The organism is Pseudoclavibacter terrae (assembly GCF_008831075.1).
Taxonomy (GTDB): Bacteria; Actinomycetota; Actinomycetes; order Actinomycetales; family Microbacteriaceae; genus Pseudoclavibacter; species Pseudoclavibacter terrae.
In genome coordinates this window covers 1,202,251-1,215,709 of sequence record NZ_WBJX01000001.1, presented here as the reverse complement: position 1 = coordinate 1,215,709, position 13,459 = coordinate 1,202,251, and the positions used below count along the sequence as shown (strand labels likewise).

Annotated in this window: 13 protein-coding genes; 3 read left to right on the top strand and 10 right to left on the bottom strand. The window is 68.5% G+C overall.

Features of this window, described 5'->3' with window-relative positions; all coding sequences use genetic code 11:
- Positions 1 to 10 precede the first annotated feature (10 nt).
- The 3 genes from F8O03_RS05620 to F8O03_RS05610 are packed head-to-tail and all read right to left on the bottom strand — an operon-like array spanning position 11 to position 2,811.
- Entirely contained in the window at positions 11 to 385 is a 375-nt protein-coding gene (locus F8O03_RS05620) for an FKBP-type peptidyl-prolyl cis-trans isomerase (protein WP_068480291.1), read from the bottom strand.
- 3 nt (positions 386 to 388) lie between these two features.
- A complete protein-coding gene (locus F8O03_RS05615) occupies positions 389 to 1,633 on the bottom strand; it encodes a PrsW family intramembrane metalloprotease (protein ID WP_167516487.1) in 1,245 nt (414 codons plus the stop codon).
- Positions 1,630 to 2,811, bottom strand: a complete 1,182-nt coding sequence (locus tag F8O03_RS05610; RefSeq protein ID WP_151422937.1) for a PrsW family intramembrane metalloprotease — start codon at positions 2,809 to 2,811, stop codon at positions 1,630 to 1,632. The genes F8O03_RS05615 and F8O03_RS05610 overlap by 4 nt, the downstream gene beginning before the upstream one ends.
- Before the next feature lie 167 nt (positions 2,812 to 2,978).
- Here F8O03_RS05610 and F8O03_RS05605 point away from each other — a divergent pair, with 167 nt between their 5' ends.
- Positions 2,979 to 3,437 carry a hypothetical protein gene (locus tag F8O03_RS05605; RefSeq protein WP_104253451.1) on the top strand — a complete coding sequence of 153 codons (459 nt, stop codon included), beginning with the start codon at positions 2,979 to 2,981 and terminating at the stop codon, positions 3,435 to 3,437.
- A gap of 97 nt (positions 3,438 to 3,534) precedes the next feature.
- Here the strand turns inward: F8O03_RS05605 and F8O03_RS05600 are convergent, their stop codons facing one another.
- Positions 3,535 to 5,031 carry an aspartate ammonia-lyase gene (locus F8O03_RS05600; protein ID WP_104253452.1) on the bottom strand — a complete coding sequence of 499 codons (1,497 nt, stop codon included), beginning with the start codon at positions 5,029 to 5,031 and terminating at the stop codon, positions 3,535 to 3,537.
- Positions 5,032 to 5,082: 51 nt separating this feature from the next.
- Positions 5,083 to 7,239 (bottom strand): DEAD/DEAH box helicase, encoded by a 2,157-nt coding sequence (locus F8O03_RS05595; RefSeq protein ID WP_151422936.1) that lies wholly within the window; start codon positions 7,237 to 7,239, stop codon positions 5,083 to 5,085.
- A 265-nt stretch (positions 7,240 to 7,504) separates the two neighbouring features.
- Here F8O03_RS05595 and F8O03_RS05590 point away from each other — a divergent pair, with 265 nt between their 5' ends.
- A complete protein-coding gene (locus tag F8O03_RS05590) occupies positions 7,505 to 8,161 on the top strand; it encodes a maleylpyruvate isomerase family mycothiol-dependent enzyme (RefSeq protein WP_167516486.1) in 657 nt (218 codons plus the stop codon).
- 86 nt (positions 8,162 to 8,247) lie between these two features.
- On the opposite strand, the gene F8O03_RS05585 is transcribed toward F8O03_RS05590, so the two are convergent.
- From F8O03_RS05585 to truB, 4 genes are read right to left on the bottom strand one after another with little or no spacing between them, the layout of a single operon-like run.
- A complete protein-coding gene (locus F8O03_RS05585; protein WP_151422934.1) occupies positions 8,248 to 9,207 on the bottom strand; it encodes a bifunctional riboflavin kinase/FAD synthetase in 960 nt (319 codons plus the stop codon).
- Positions 9,191 to 9,643 carry a hypothetical protein gene (locus F8O03_RS05580; RefSeq protein WP_151422933.1) on the bottom strand — a complete coding sequence of 151 codons (453 nt, stop codon included), beginning with the start codon at positions 9,641 to 9,643 and terminating at the stop codon, positions 9,191 to 9,193. The genes F8O03_RS05585 and F8O03_RS05580 overlap by 17 nt, the downstream gene beginning before the upstream one ends.
- Positions 9,640 to 10,026, bottom strand: a complete 387-nt coding sequence (locus F8O03_RS05575; RefSeq protein ID WP_104253457.1) for a hypothetical protein — start codon at positions 10,024 to 10,026, stop codon at positions 9,640 to 9,642. Before F8O03_RS05575 ends, F8O03_RS05580 begins: the two co-directional genes overlap by 4 nt.
- Positions 10,023 to 10,946, bottom strand: coding sequence for a tRNA pseudouridine(55) synthase TruB (gene truB / locus F8O03_RS05570; RefSeq protein ID WP_151422932.1), 924 nt, complete (start codon positions 10,944 to 10,946; stop codon positions 10,023 to 10,025). The genes F8O03_RS05575 and truB overlap by 4 nt, the downstream gene beginning before the upstream one ends.
- A gap of 100 nt (positions 10,947 to 11,046) precedes the next feature.
- Between truB and F8O03_RS05565 the strand changes: the two genes are divergently transcribed.
- On the top strand, positions 11,047 to 12,954 hold the full coding sequence (locus F8O03_RS05565; protein WP_167516485.1) for a 2-dehydropantoate 2-reductase: 1,908 nt from the start codon (positions 11,047 to 11,049) through the stop codon (positions 12,952 to 12,954).
- Positions 12,955 to 12,994: 40 nt separating this feature from the next.
- Here the strand turns inward: F8O03_RS05565 and rbfA are convergent, their stop codons facing one another.
- Positions 12,995 to 13,429: a 30S ribosome-binding factor RbfA gene (gene rbfA / locus F8O03_RS05560; RefSeq protein ID WP_151422930.1), complete on the bottom strand. Its 435-nt coding sequence runs from the start codon at positions 13,427 to 13,429 to the stop codon at positions 12,995 to 12,997.
- Between the last annotated feature and the right edge of the window lie 30 nt (positions 13,430 to 13,459).

Below are 13,459 nucleotides of genomic sequence, written 5' to 3'. Positions count from 1 at the left end.
GTTCGACGGCTCAGCTCACACCGAGCAGGTCGATGATGAAGACAAGCGTCTTGCCTGACAGCGGGTGGCCTCCGCCTGCCGCGCCGTAGGCGAGGTGGGGTGGGAGCACGAGCTTGCGACGCCCGCCGACCTGCATGCCGGGGATGCCCTCCTGCCAGCCGCGAACGAGCGCCTTGAGCGGGAAGTTGACCGACTCGCCACGGTTCCACGAGGAGTCGAACTCCTCCCCCGACTCGAATTCGACGCCGAGGTAGTGCACGTCGACCGTCGATGACGGTTCCGCGACAGCCCCGTCGCCCACGATGATGTCTTCGATGACCAGCTCTGCTGGTGCCTCTCCACCTGGGAAGTCGACTTCTGGCTTGGTGCGATCAGTGTTTGTCATGTCCTACATCCAAGCGCCGGAGCCTGGACGAGTCCCGGATGACGCGCCGTGAGGCCGCGCCTGCGCCTGGATGAGCTCGCCGCGAAGCTCGCCCAGACGGCGCAGCAGGAGGCGCTCGTCCAAGAGCTTGCTGGTCCGACTCGGGTCGAGGACAACCTGATGGCGCACGCTGGCAAGACGCGTGGACTCCGTGATGAAGTCCCGCATGGCCTTGTCCGCGCGCTTCCCCGAACGTCGCGCCCAGGCGCGTGCGCTCGACCTGCCCCGCATGGTCGAGAGCATCCTGATCTCCGCCGGCGAGTACCAGCCGACGGCCGCGTATTCGGAGAGACGCTCGACGATGATGCGCGCGTCTCTCCTCCGCAGCAGGAAGATCGTCACGATCCAGGCGATGAAGATGGGCACCATCACGACGGCGAAGAACAGGATGAGACCGAGGATGCCGGCGGATTGCTGCACGAGCCCGGAGCCCACGTTCCACAGCGCGTGGAGTCCCATGGCGGGAATCAGGCCGAGCGCGAAGCCGCCGAGCGCGGATCCCCAGCCTCCCCGGCGTGCGCCGATGCCCATGCCGATTCCCGTGAGGGAGACGCACATCGGGTGCAGGAGCGGGAGGGCTATGCCGCGGATGAAGTACTGGGCCACGAACCCGCCGACGCCTGCCTCCTGCCACATCGACGAGAAGTAGAGGATGTTCTCGGTGAAGGCGAACCCGGCACCGAGCAGCGCACCGTAGACGAGACCGTCCGTCGGTCCGTTGAAGTGACGCCGTGCCACCGCGTAGATGACGATGAGGCCGAGGCCCTTCCAGATTTCCTCGCCGACGGGAGCCTCGACGGACGGTCCCCACCATGCTGGGAGCGCGCCGGGCAGCAGGGCTTCGCGCACCAGACCGGTGAGGAGCGCACCGCCGACCGCGATGCCGCCACCCCAGAACACCGCTCCGATGAGCAGGATGCGCGGCTCCGGCTCCCAGCGGTCGATGAGCCAGACGACCATCCACACGACGAAGAGCGGGATGAGGGCCGCGAGGACGCTGCCGAGGAGCACGACGTCGCTGCTGCCGAGGTAGGCGAGGAAGAGGACGACGGCGATGATGAGCGCCGCCAGGCTCATCACGACGATCGTGGTGATGCGCATCGCGAGCTCGCCCCTGGTCGGGGGCTGTGGGAGCGCGAACTGCGGGTCGAGCTGACGCTGCGCGCCGGGTGCCGACCAGGCGCCCTGCTGTGGCTGAGGCGCGGTCACGAGGCGGCCGACCTGGTTCCGGCGGCGCCGAACGCGGCGAGCTGCGAGCGGTGCTCCTTGACGCGGTCGAGCATCCGCTTCTCCACGACCCGTCGGTTCGGATCGCGCTTGTTGACACGCGCGTGTTCGCGGGCGAAGGCCAGGCGTGACGAGTCCTGCACGAAACCACGCATCGCGCGGTCCGCCTCGGGGCTCACCGACTTGGCCCAGGCGAATGCCTGCTCCCGTGCGCTCCAGTCCCCGATCATGGCGACCTCCGAGGTCGTGAACCAGCCGGCGTCTGCGTACTCGCCGAGCCGGTCGACGATGATGAGCCGGTCGCGGTCGTGCAGCTTCACGAGAAGCCAGGCCAGCAGCAGGAAGATGGGCAGCTGGACGACGAGGTAGAAGATGAGCCATCCGAACTGGTTCGTGGGGTCGACGCCGAGGAGCGGCAGGATGAGCAGGCTGCCGCCGTTCCAGAAGGCATGCGCGAGGATCGCGATGACCAGGCCGCCGAGCCCCATGAGGACGGGGCGCATCCATCCGCCGCGGCGCGCTCCCCAGCCGATCGCCATCCCGGTGATGCCCGTGAAGAGGGCGTGCGCGAATGGCGAGAGGATGCCGCGCACGATGAACGTGGATGCGAAGCCCGCGGCGGAGTCGGCTGCCTGCGAGAAGTAGATGATGTTCTCGGTGAAGGCGAAGCCCGCCCCGATGACTGCGGCGTAGCTGAAGCCATCGAGCGGGCTGTCGAAGTGTCGCCTCGCGAACACCAGGATGAGGAACAGCCCGACGGCCTTGATGGCCTCCTCGGAGATGGGCGCCTGGATCAGCACGGAGAACTTGCTGACGTCGCCTTCGGTCGACAGGTAGGACCTCGCGACGTCGAGCATCATCCCGCCCGTCACGAGGGTGCCGACGACGGATGCGCCTGCTCCCCAGAAGAGCCCGAAGGCGAGCAGGATGCGGGGCTCCGGCTCCCACCGGTCGAGCCACCAGACCGCGGCGAGCACGAGGCCGAGCGGCACGAGGGCTGGGATGGCCATGGTGAGGGCCGCGAAGCGCAGCTCGCTGAAGAGCCAGGCGACGACGCCGACGGAGAGCAGGACGGCGAAGCCGAGCAGCAGCAGCCAGGTGAGCCTGCCCCGCGTCAGCCTCCGACGCTTCTTCGGCGCGACGGACGTGGCACTGCTCATCGATGGTCCTCCGTGCGTTGGGTGGGTGTCTGGATCGGGGGCTGCCGGGATCGCGGCGCGCGCGGGTCGCCCCGTCTCGTCTGCACGCTGCGGTCAGCTTAGCCAAGGCGGGGCGCGTCGAGCGAACGACCAGTCGGCGGCGGCAGTCGCACGGTAGATTGGGACACATGATGCGTCTCGGATTCCTTCTCGGTGCCACTGTCGGCTTCATCGCTGGTATCAGCACGAGTCGAGTGCATGCGGAAGAGGTCGCGAAGGACATCGGCGGCAAGTCCAAGGCGTTCGCCGAGCGCATGACGGTCTCGGCCGAGGATCTGCGGCGACGCAGCGACACCCAGCTCGAGGACATGCGCCGGCGCGTGGACGAGCAGCTCGAGGACATGCGCAAGCGAGTCGACGATGGGTTCGACGACGTGAAGCGTCGGGTCGAGGAGGAAGTCGAGAAGAGCATCGAGTCCCAGGTGCAGACACTCGTGCGTGCCGGCCAGGCCCGCGAGGACGTGCTCGAGACCTTCGAGGACGATGACGCGGACGCCATGGTCTCCCCCACTGAGACGGCGTCGCCCCGCCACGCGGCTCGCGTCGACGATGCGCCTGCGGCATCGGACGAGAAGCCGTCCACCTGACCCGTCCACGCCTGACCGGTTCGGCCCCGCCGGTGCACGTGCACCGGCGGGGCCGAACTGGTTGCGAGACGCTCGTCTCGCGAACGACGGGCTGACGCTACGAGAAGTCGCGCAGGTCAGCTCGGTCGAGGCTGTCCTCGAGCGCCATGGCCTGCGCCTGCGTGATGATGGGGATCGCGCTCGTCACCGCCTGGATGCCGGAGAGGCGCTCAGGCGAGAGGATGCTCGTGACCTCTTCGCGGCTGAGGAGCCCCCGCTCGACGACGAGGTCCGCGATGGTGGCCTTCGTGTTGAGGGCCTCCTTCGCGAGCTTCGAGGCCTCCGAGTAGCCGATGTACGGCGTCAGGGCCGTGACGACACCGACGGAGCTCGAGACACGTGACTCGAGAAGCTCCTCGTTGGCGGTGATGCCGTCGATGCAGTTCACCCGGAGGGTGCGAGCGGCGCGGCGCAGCCACGCCGAGTTCTGCATGAGGGTGTGCAGCATGACGGGCTCGAACGCGTTGAGCTGCAGCTGGCCGGCCTCAGAGGCCATGGAGATCGTCACGTCGGCGCCAGCGATGACGAAGGCGACCTGGTTGACCGCCTCAGGAATGACCGGGTTGACCTTTCCAGGCATGATCGACGAACCCGCCTGGCGGGCAGGCAGGTTGATCTCGCCGAGACCCGCCTGCGGGCCGGACGACAGCAGTCGCAGGTCGTTGCAGATCTTGGAGAGCTTCATCGCCGTGCGCTTGATGACGCTCGAGAGCGACATGAAGACGCCCGTGTCGCTCGTGGCCTCGATGAGGTCGTGCGCCGTCTGCAGGTCGTTGTAGCCGGTGATCTTGCGGAGCTGTCGCATGACAGCGGATGCGTAGCTCGCCTCCGCCGTGATGCCCGTGCCGATCGCCGTCGCACCGAGGTTGAGCTCGAGGAGCAGCGGCAGCACGTCCCGCAGGCGCTCGATGTCCTCGCCGATCGTCGTCGAGAAGCCGCTGAACTCCTGGCCGAGCGTCATCGGCACCGCATCCTGCAGCTGCGTGCGACCGATCTTCAGGATGTGCTTGAACTCGCTTCCCTTGACGCGGAACGCGTTCTGCAGAAGCGTGAACTCGTCGATGAGCCGCTCCGTGGCGTGCACGAGCGCGACCTTCACGGCGCTCGGGTACGTGTCGTTGGTCGACTGCGAGCGGTTGACGTGGTCGTTCGGCGAGAGGAACTCGTAGTCCCCGAACGGCCGGCCGGCGAGCTCGAGCGCTCGGTTGGCGATGACCTCGTTCACGTTCATGTTGGTACTCGTGCCCGCGCCGCCCTGGATGACGCCGACGACGAACTCCTCATGGAGCTTGCCGTCGATGATGTCCTGGCAGGCGCGGTCGATGAGCCACGAGCGCTCCTGGTCGAGCACGCCGATCTCGAGGTTCGCGCGCGCGGCCGCCTGCTTGACCTGCGCGTAGGCCACGATGAAGTCCGGGTACACGCTGATCTGTCGTCGGCTGATCGAGAAGTTCTCGAGGGCACGCGCGGTGTTCACGCCCCAGTAGGCACCTGCGGGGATCCGCATCTCGCCGAGCGAGTCGCGTTCGACACGGAATTCCTGCGTTTCTGACATGACCTGATGGTCCTCCAACTTCGTCGTCTGGGTTTCCGCGCTGACCTCAGCCTACTGCCGGCGCGCTCCCCGGATCGCCGCTTCGAGGAGACTCGCCAGCGCATCCACCTGGATGCTGTCGGCGGACTGCTCACCGGTGTCGATGCCCTCGAGCGCCCGCAGCGCGAGGCCCTGCTTGTCGTCGATCAGCTCGGCGATGCGGGCATCGATGGTCTGGGCGGCGACGATGCGCCACGCCGTGACCGGCTCTTCCTGACCGATGCGGTGCACGCGGTCGATGGCCTGGGTCTGCTCGGCAGCGGTCCAGCTCAGCTCGGCGAGCACCACGTCGGACGCGGCCTGCAGGTTGAGGCCGACACCGGCGGCGAGGAGCGAGCAGACGACGACCTGCACGCTCGGGTCGTTCTGGAAGGCATCGATCGCAGCCTGCCGCGCCGCTGGCGACTGGTCGCCGCGGATGGAGACGGATGAGATCTCGTTCTCGGCGAAGGTGCGCTCGGCCGCGTCCATGACCTCGATGTGCTTCGCGAAGAACACGACCTTGCCGGCCGAACGCGCGATCTGCCCCGCGTACTCCGCCGCGAGGCGGGCCTTCGCTGCACCGATGGTGCGGAGCATGGTGAAGATGCTCGCTCCGGTCGAGGAGGCCTTGGACTCCTCGACTTCCTGTCGCGCGATCATCCGCACCCGATCGAGGTCGACGACGCCGGGTTCGAGACCCGCCGCCGACGCCATCCGGCGGTAGCGCTCCAGAAGACGGGCGACGAGCGCCGCCTCCGCGGCTCGGATGCTCCGGCCTTCGTCGGAGTCGAGCTCGACGGGCATGTCGACGACTCGCTTCGCGGGAAGGTCTGCTGCGACGTCGATCTTCCTCCTGCGCACGATGCCGAGGTCGATGACCGTCTGCCGCGCGGCGGCGAGGAAGCCGGGGTCGCTCGGCACGAGTCCCGTCTCGTCCAGGCGATCAAGGAGCAGCTGCGAGGGACGATCGCCCTCGAGCCAGCCGAGGAACTGCCAGATGGCCTTGAAGTCGTCCACGTCGTTGATGAGCGGCGTGCCCGTCAGCGCCATGAGCAGCGGGTCTGCGCCTGGAACGCGCGAGCGGATGCTCGTCGCAAGCTGCATGACCAACCGCGATCGCTGTGACTGCAGGTTCTTGATGAAGTGCGCCTCGTCGAGCACCATGCCCTTGAACCCGAGGGAGGTGAGCCAACCCAGGTGGCGGTCGAGGATCTCGTAGTTCACGACGAACACGTCTGCGAAGGCGTCGATGCCCTGGCCGTCACCGGAGATGACGGTGACGCGGCGGTTCGGGGTCCAGCGCTGGACCTCGCGTGCCCAGTTCGTCTTCACGACGTTCGGGACGACGCACAGCAGCGGATACGCGTCGGCGACCGACGCAGCGAGGAGCGCCTGCGCGGTCTTGCCCAGTCCTGGCTCGTCCGCGAGCAGGTACGCCCTGTGCCCCTCCGCGACGCTCGCGAGGAGCCGCGCCTGGTGATCCATGAGCTCCTGCCCTGGCGGGGAGATGCGGTCCCACCGGGGGGCGGGAGGCAACTCCATCGAAGCCGCGTTGCCGCCCGCACCGGTCTCGAAGGCACGGAGCAGCGGTCCGAGCAGCTCCCAGTTGGAGAGGCGGGAGTAGTGCGGCGTCGTCGTGTTCACACTGGTGAGCACGGGAGCGAGGAACGGGTTGGAGCGCGTCCGAGCCTTGACGGACCCGGGGAGGACCTGACGCTGCGCGATCTCCGGCGGCAGCTTCTCCGCCTGGGCCTCGGGTTCCGGCTGCTCGTCGACGACCATCTCGATGCCGCCGGCGAAGAGCATCTGCTTGCGAAGCGCCTTCGCGGCCTCGCTGACGGGAGCGCCCGGTTCGAGCAGGCTGATGAGCGACGTGTCCCGAGCAGCGGTCTTCGCGAGGATCGAGGCGAGACCGTCGAGACGCTTGAGCGCTTCGGCCCGGTCGTGCTCGCTGAGCTCCGTCGACTCCTTCGCCTTCGCGCGCTCTTCGCGCATCAGCAATGCGATGACCTGGAACTTCGTGCGGTTCGACGGCGAGACCTTGCCTCGCTGGGCGGAGGCCTCGACCTCCCTCGCCGCCTTGGCGAGCTGAGGGATGACGCCGGTGTTGTCGACGGGCTTACGGTGGCGTGGCGCCGTGTGAACGCCGGCGCGACCGCCGGCTTGGGCGCGTGTCCTACGAGACATGCCCCTCCTTATGCAACGTGGCAGGGATCGGGAAGTTGAGCCGGGCGGAGGTCGCAGCATCGGTGCCGAACGCGGCGACCGGCAGTGAGGCGGGCGTCGGCCCACTCGAGTGACGAGCTCCCGGATGTCATGCAGGTCTCGAGGAGAGTTCAGATTCCCTCAGACACCAGCGTTGACAGTGTACGCCAGGCGACCCGCAGGTTTCGACTCGGGAACGACGTGTCGTTGCCCCGCACAGACTCTGCACGGGTGCGATAATCGTCAGGTGCCACAACGCCCTTTCCCAGATCCCGACCGGCCGTACTTCACGCCGTCGAAGCGGGTCGCAGGCGACTGGAGCGCTCACATCGCGACGACGCTCGACCGCACCGCCACGCTGCTCGCAGGGTTGACGCCCGAACAGTGGGAGTCTCCGAGCAAGTGCGACGGCTGGAGCGTCCGCGACGTTGCCGGACACCTCGCCTGGAGACTCGGCTCCCCCACGTCCTCACTCATGCGTGAAGCGTCCAAGGGCGTCCTGCGCAAGGGGCTGCGGGTCGATGCCTACCTGGACGACATCGCGAAGCGCGAGGGTGCGGCTCCGACCGAGGAACTCGTCGCCCGCATCCGCTCCATCGCCGCCACGAAGGTCGTCTCCCAGACACGAGCCGGGATCTCCGAGCTCACCGAAGCGGTCGTGCACACCTACGACATGACCGAGGCGCTCGGTCTGCGCATCCGCCTCAGCCCACGGTCGACGAGCGCCGTCGCCCTCGTGCGCACGCGGGTGCCGCTCAGCTCGGCTGCCTCCCTCGCGAAGCGCAACCGGCTCAGGGCGACGGATGCGCGGTGGCAGATCGGCGACAAGGGACCTGTGGTCGAGGGGACCGCGGCGCAGCTCGTGCTCAAGCTCTTCGGGCGCAGCGTGCAGCTCGACGACTAGGCACGTCCGACGGTGCCCGCGCTGAGACCGTGAGGCTTGTCGGCGGCGGGGGCCGATGATCGGACGACAACCACCGCCCGCGCGGTTCAGACGGCGTAGCTGCCGCCGAGCGTCTCCGCCGCCTCGACGACATCGAGGCTCATGCGCTCCTTGAGCGCCTCGATGCTGTCGAATTTCTCCATGCCGCGTATCCGCTCGACGAACTCCACGCGGGCGATCAGCCCGTACAGGTCGACGGTCTCGCCGATGAGGTGCGCCTCGACCTGCTTGCGGGGCACCCCGTCGAAGGTGGGGTTGTTGCCGATGGAGATGGCCGCCGGAGCGCTGAGATCCCCGCCCCTGAACCAGCCCGCGTACACCCCGTCCGCTGGAATGAGGCCCTCGAGTTCCGGCGACAGGTTCGCCGTCGGGAAGCCGAGCTCCCGCCCGCGCTTCGCGCCGTGCACGACCTCTCCGGTCACGGTGTGGTTGTGTCCGAGCACTTCGGCGGCCGCACGGACCTCACCGGCGGCGAGGAGCTCACGAACCCAGGTCGAGGATGCGCGGCGTTCGGCGTGCGAGCGCTCGTCCTCCGCCATCTCGTCGTCGGCGATGACGATCTCGAATCCGCAGCTGGCGGCGAGCTCTCGCAGCAGTGCGACGTCACCGGCACCCTTCGCACCGAAACGGAAGTCCTGTCCGACGACGATGAGCCGCATCCGGAGTGTGCCCACGAGCAGATCACGGACGAACGCCTCCGGACTCATGCCAGCGAGGGTGTCGTCGAACGGCAGCACGATCGTCGAACCCAAGCCGGTCTCGGCGAGCAGGTCGATCTTCTGGCCGAGCGACGTGATCGGCTCTGGTTCGACTCCCGGCGTGATGAGCGAGAGCGGATGGCGATCGAAGGTGACCGCGACCGGCTCCAGGCCGCGTGCGGAGGCCTCGTCGACGAGACGCGAGAGCAGCCAGCGGTGGCCGCGGTGCACGCCGTCGAACTTGCCGACGGTGATGGCACTCGGCGCCAGCTCGGCTGGCAGCTCAGCCAGGTCAGTGAACAGCCGCACGTTCCCTCTTTCGTCTCGATCGTCCCGTCTCGAGCCACGCGATGCCGAGGATCGGGAGCACAAGAGGAATATACGCGTAGCCCACCCCGAAGTCCGACCAGACGGTGTCGGAGGGGAACAGTTCCGGGTGGAACTCCGTCAGCGACCCGACCACGAGAACGCCGACGAGCTCGAAGACGATCGTGCACCAGGCGATTCGGTTCCACACGCGCCCCCGCCTGACGAGCGCGATCGTGGCGAGCAGGTACACCAGCGCGGCTGCAGCGGACAGCGAGTAGGCGAGAGGCGCCTCCCCGAACTTGGAGAGCAGCTGATACGAGCTCCTGCCGATCGACGCCAGCGCGAGGACTGCGTAGACCACGACCAGCACGCGACCTGCACCCCTCGCACCCTGGTACCCGCCGTCGCTGCTGGGCTCGCGCTCCGCTCGGCTCACGCCGGTGCCCCGATGAACGGGCTGGCGCCGATCCAGATCTGGTGCATCCTGAAGACCATCACGCCGACGGTGAGGGCGGCGATGCCGAGGATCACGGTCGACCACCTCGTGCGCTCGACGAGACCCCAGAAGACCGCGGCGGGCGGGATGATGACCGCCACGACCCAGTACATCCAGAACTCGAGGGCGTCCCCGACCGGCGCGTTCCCCGTGGCGGGCGCGATGAGCGCGATGACGAGCTGCACCACGAGCAGGAGCTCCACGAGCGCGACGGCGCCGACCGTCACGTCACCGGGCTTGCGGCCAGCGGCGCCCGCGATGAGGCAGAAGACACCGGCGGCGGCGCTCACGAGGCAGAGGATCCAGGTGAACCAGTCGATCACGCCTTGGCCTCCGTCGGCATGTTGAACTCCGACTTGAGCACGCCGGCCTTGGCTCTGGCGATGCCGATGAGGTCGCCGTCCGGATCGATCGCGGCGAGCAACCCGTCGTCGGCGCCCGTTTCGAGGCGCAGCTTCTTGCCGTTTCTGAGGTCGGCAGCCTGTTCGGCGGTCGCCTCGAACCCGCGGAAGCGTCGGAGCGCAGCTTGCGCCGGCGCCAGAAGGCGCGCGCCCAGGTCGTCCGCGTCAGGCGCGACCGCATCCTCGATGCCGAAGTCGCCGACGCGCGTGCGCCTGAGCGCCGTCAGATGCGCGCCCGTGGAGAGTGCTGCGCCGAGGTCTCGTGCCAGGGCCCTGATGTAGGTGCCGGACGAGCAGGAGACTCGGATGTCGAGGTCGATGACGGGCTGCTCTTCTGCGATCGTCGACCGCGAAGCGAGGAGCTCGAGCTCGGAGATCGTCACGTCGCGGGCCGCGAGCTGCACGGCCTCGCCGTCGCGAACGCGCTTGTATGCACGCACCCCGTCGACCTTGATCGCACTCACCGCGGAGGGGATCTGGCTGATCGGCCCACGAAGCGCGGACATCGCCGCCTCGACACGCTCAGGTGTGACCGCCGCGACAGCGGACGCAGCGGCAGTGGCCGTGACCTCGCCCTCCGCGTCCTCGGTGTTGGTCGACACCCCCAGTCGCACCGTCGCGAAGTACTCCTTGTCGTCGCCGACGAAGTAGGTGAGGAGACGCGTGGCGCCGCCCACGCCCAAGATCATGAGTCCGGTCGCCATCGGGTCGAGCGTGCCAGCATGGCCGACCTTCCGCGTCCCGAGCGCCCGTCTCGTCATCGCGACGAGCGTGTGACTCGTCGGCCCCTGGGGCTTGTCAAGGAGGAGGACACCGCTTGGGCCGAGAGATGGAGTCGTCATGTCCCCAATATCCTACGGTGCCCGTAGGCTCGTTCCCGGCCACCGGACGGAGCCGGGATATCCCCGGCAGCCGCCCTTCTACACGCGTGAAGGAGAACAGATGCGGGTTGCGGTCATCGGCGCGGGTGCGGTCGGGGGCGCGCTGGCGCTCCTCCTGGACCGAGCCGGGCACGAGATCGTGCTCGTCGAGCGACAGGACGCGACGGCAGCAGCCGCCGACCGGCGACGACTCACGCTCACCGGCGCATTCGGCACGCACAGCGCAGAGCTCGCGACGCGCCGAGCACTGTCCGGAGCGTTCGACCTCATCCTGGTCGCCGTCAAGGCTCAGGACACCGTGCGCGCCCTCGAGCCGCACCTCGAAGCGGTGGCCCGCTCCGTGACGGTCGTCGTGCAGAACGGCCTCGAGGGCGCGTCGACCGTCGAGCGGATGCTCACCTCGCTCCCCCACGCGCTCACGACGGGATTCGTCGCGGGAGGGCTCGCCACGTTCGCCGTGAACAGGCCCTCGTCCGACGAAGTCCGAGCGACGGCGACTGGATCGCTGACGCTCGGAACGGCGTCCAGGGCCGATGCTGCGCGCCTCTCGCAGCTCGCATCGGATCTGTCCTCCGCGATCGAGACCCGGTACACCGATGACCTGGCCTCAGCGCTGTGGAGCAAGCTCCTCATCAACCAGGTCAACGCACTCCCGGCCATCACCGGTCTCAGCGTGCAGGAAGCGGGTCGAGACCCAGCCCTCCTGAGGGTCCTGGCTGCGAGCATGGGCGAACTGCTGGCCGTCGCGGCGGCCAGTGGTGCACACCACGTCGAGGTCGGTCCGCTCGACGCGGCGCTCGTATCCCTCGCGAACACCCAGCCTCACGAGCCCGGCGACGCCAATGCCCGGAACGAGCGATTGGCGCGCGAGCTGTCCGCCGCGTTCGGCCCGACGCCGAACTACGCCTCGACGCTGCAGAGCATCCGCCGCGGCGAGGCGACAGAGATCGACGCACTCAACGGAGCCGTGGTCGCCCACGGTCGCGCGCTCGGCCTGCCAGCCCCGGTGAACGCTGCCCTCGCGGGGCTCGTCCACGAGATCGAGCGAGGACACCCGCACTTCTCCCCCTCCGCGGTCCACAGCTCGACGGTGACGGCCGCCGTCAACGCCTGGTTCGACCGGGGCCACCGAGCGCTCGCGTGGCGCCTGCCCATGACCACGCCGTGGGGCGTTCTCGTGAGCGAGACGATGCTGCAGCAGACCCAGGCGGCCCGAGTGGAGCCGAAATGGCTCGAGTTCATCGACCGCTGGCCCACGCCCGCCGCGATGGCAAGCGCATCCGAGGCCGAAGTGCTCCGGTTCTGGGATCGGCTCGGCTACCCGCGGCGAGCCCTCTGGCTCCTCGCCTGCGCGCGCTCCATCGTGGCAGACCACGCGGGCGCGGTCCCTCGCACACGAGAGGAGCTGCTCGCGCTGCCAGGCGTCGGCCCCTACACGGCGTCAGCCGTGATGTCGTTCGCCTATCGCGTGCCCGAACCGGTCGTCGACACCAACGTTCGTCGGGTCCTCGCTCGCGTGTTCGGGGGCGTAGAGGCTCCGTGGGGGCCGTCTGCCGTGCGCGATGCCGCAGAGATGCGAGCAGTCTCCCCCGCGGATCCCGACGCCGCGAACGCCTGGAACGCCGCCGCCATGGAGCTGGGTGCCGTCGTCTGCACGGCGAAGCGGCCGAAGTGCGAAGAGTGCCCCGTCATGGGCCTGTGCGCGTGGTTCCGAGCTGGTCGGCCGGCCTCCAGCACCGTCGGGAGGAAGCGTCAGGCGACGTTCGCCGGCTCCGACCGAGAGATGCGCGGCCTGGTGCTCCGAGAGCTCCGGTCGATCCCAGGCGGCGTGGAGATCGCGTTCCTGCAGCAGCACCTCGACCCCTCCGGTGCGGATGCAGAACGCTTCACGCGTGCGATCGCCTCACTGAAGAGCGACGGACTCATCGTGGAACGCGAAGCGGCGGAGATAGCGCTCGCCGGCGACTGAGCAGTCGCCGGCGAACGCTGGGGCATCGAGCAGAGGAGCGTCAGGCCCCCTCGGGCTCGTCCTTCTTCTCGTACGGGTCGGCGTCGCCCGCGTAGCTCGCACCCTTGGCCTGCTCAGCGGATGCGCTGTCGCGCTCGTGCGCTTCCCGCAGCAGCGCTGCGATGGCGTCGGCGTTCTCGGGGATCGCATCCGGCACGAATTCGAGGCTCGGGGTCAGGCGCGACGTGATGTTCTTGCCCACTTCCGTGCGCAGCATCCCGGTCGCGCTCCTGAGCGCAGCCGCGGTGTCCCGGCGCTCCTTCTGGTCGCCGTAGACCGTGTAGAAGATCGTGGCGTGCTGAAGGTCACCCGTGACGCGCACGTCCGTGATCGTGACGAACCCGAGCCGCGGGTCCTTGACGCCTCGCTCGAGGGTCTTCGCGACGATGACCTTGATGCGGTCTGCGAGTCGCAGTGCCCGTGAATGATCGACCATGATGGCTACTTTCTCGTGTGCTGATGCAGA

Bases quoted from the DNA above. Each gene is read 5' to 3' on its own strand.
- F8O03_RS05620 (WP_068480291.1), bottom strand. From the start codon at position 385: ATGACAAACACTGATCGCACCAAGCCAGAAGTCGACTTCCCAGGTGGA.
- F8O03_RS05610 (WP_151422937.1), bottom strand. From the start codon at position 2,811: ATGAGCAGTGCCACGTCCGTCGCGCCGAAGAAGCGTCGGAGGCTGACG.
- F8O03_RS05605 (WP_104253451.1), top strand. From the start codon at position 2,979: ATGATGCGTCTCGGATTCCTTCTCGGTGCCACTGTCGGCTTCATCGCT.
- F8O03_RS05600 (WP_104253452.1), bottom strand. From the start codon at position 5,031: ATGTCAGAAACGCAGGAATTCCGTGTCGAACGCGACTCGCTCGGCGAG.
- F8O03_RS05595 (WP_151422936.1), bottom strand. From the start codon at position 7,239: ATGTCTCGTAGGACACGCGCCCAAGCCGGCGGTCGCGCCGGCGTTCAC.
- truB (WP_151422932.1), bottom strand. From the start codon at position 10,946: ATGACGACTCCATCTCTCGGCCCAAGCGGTGTCCTCCTCCTTGACAAG.
- F8O03_RS05565 (WP_167516485.1), top strand. From the start codon at position 11,047: ATGCGGGTTGCGGTCATCGGCGCGGGTGCGGTCGGGGGCGCGCTGGCG.
- rbfA (WP_151422930.1), bottom strand. From the start codon at position 13,429: ATGGTCGATCATTCACGGGCACTGCGACTCGCAGACCGCATCAAGGTC.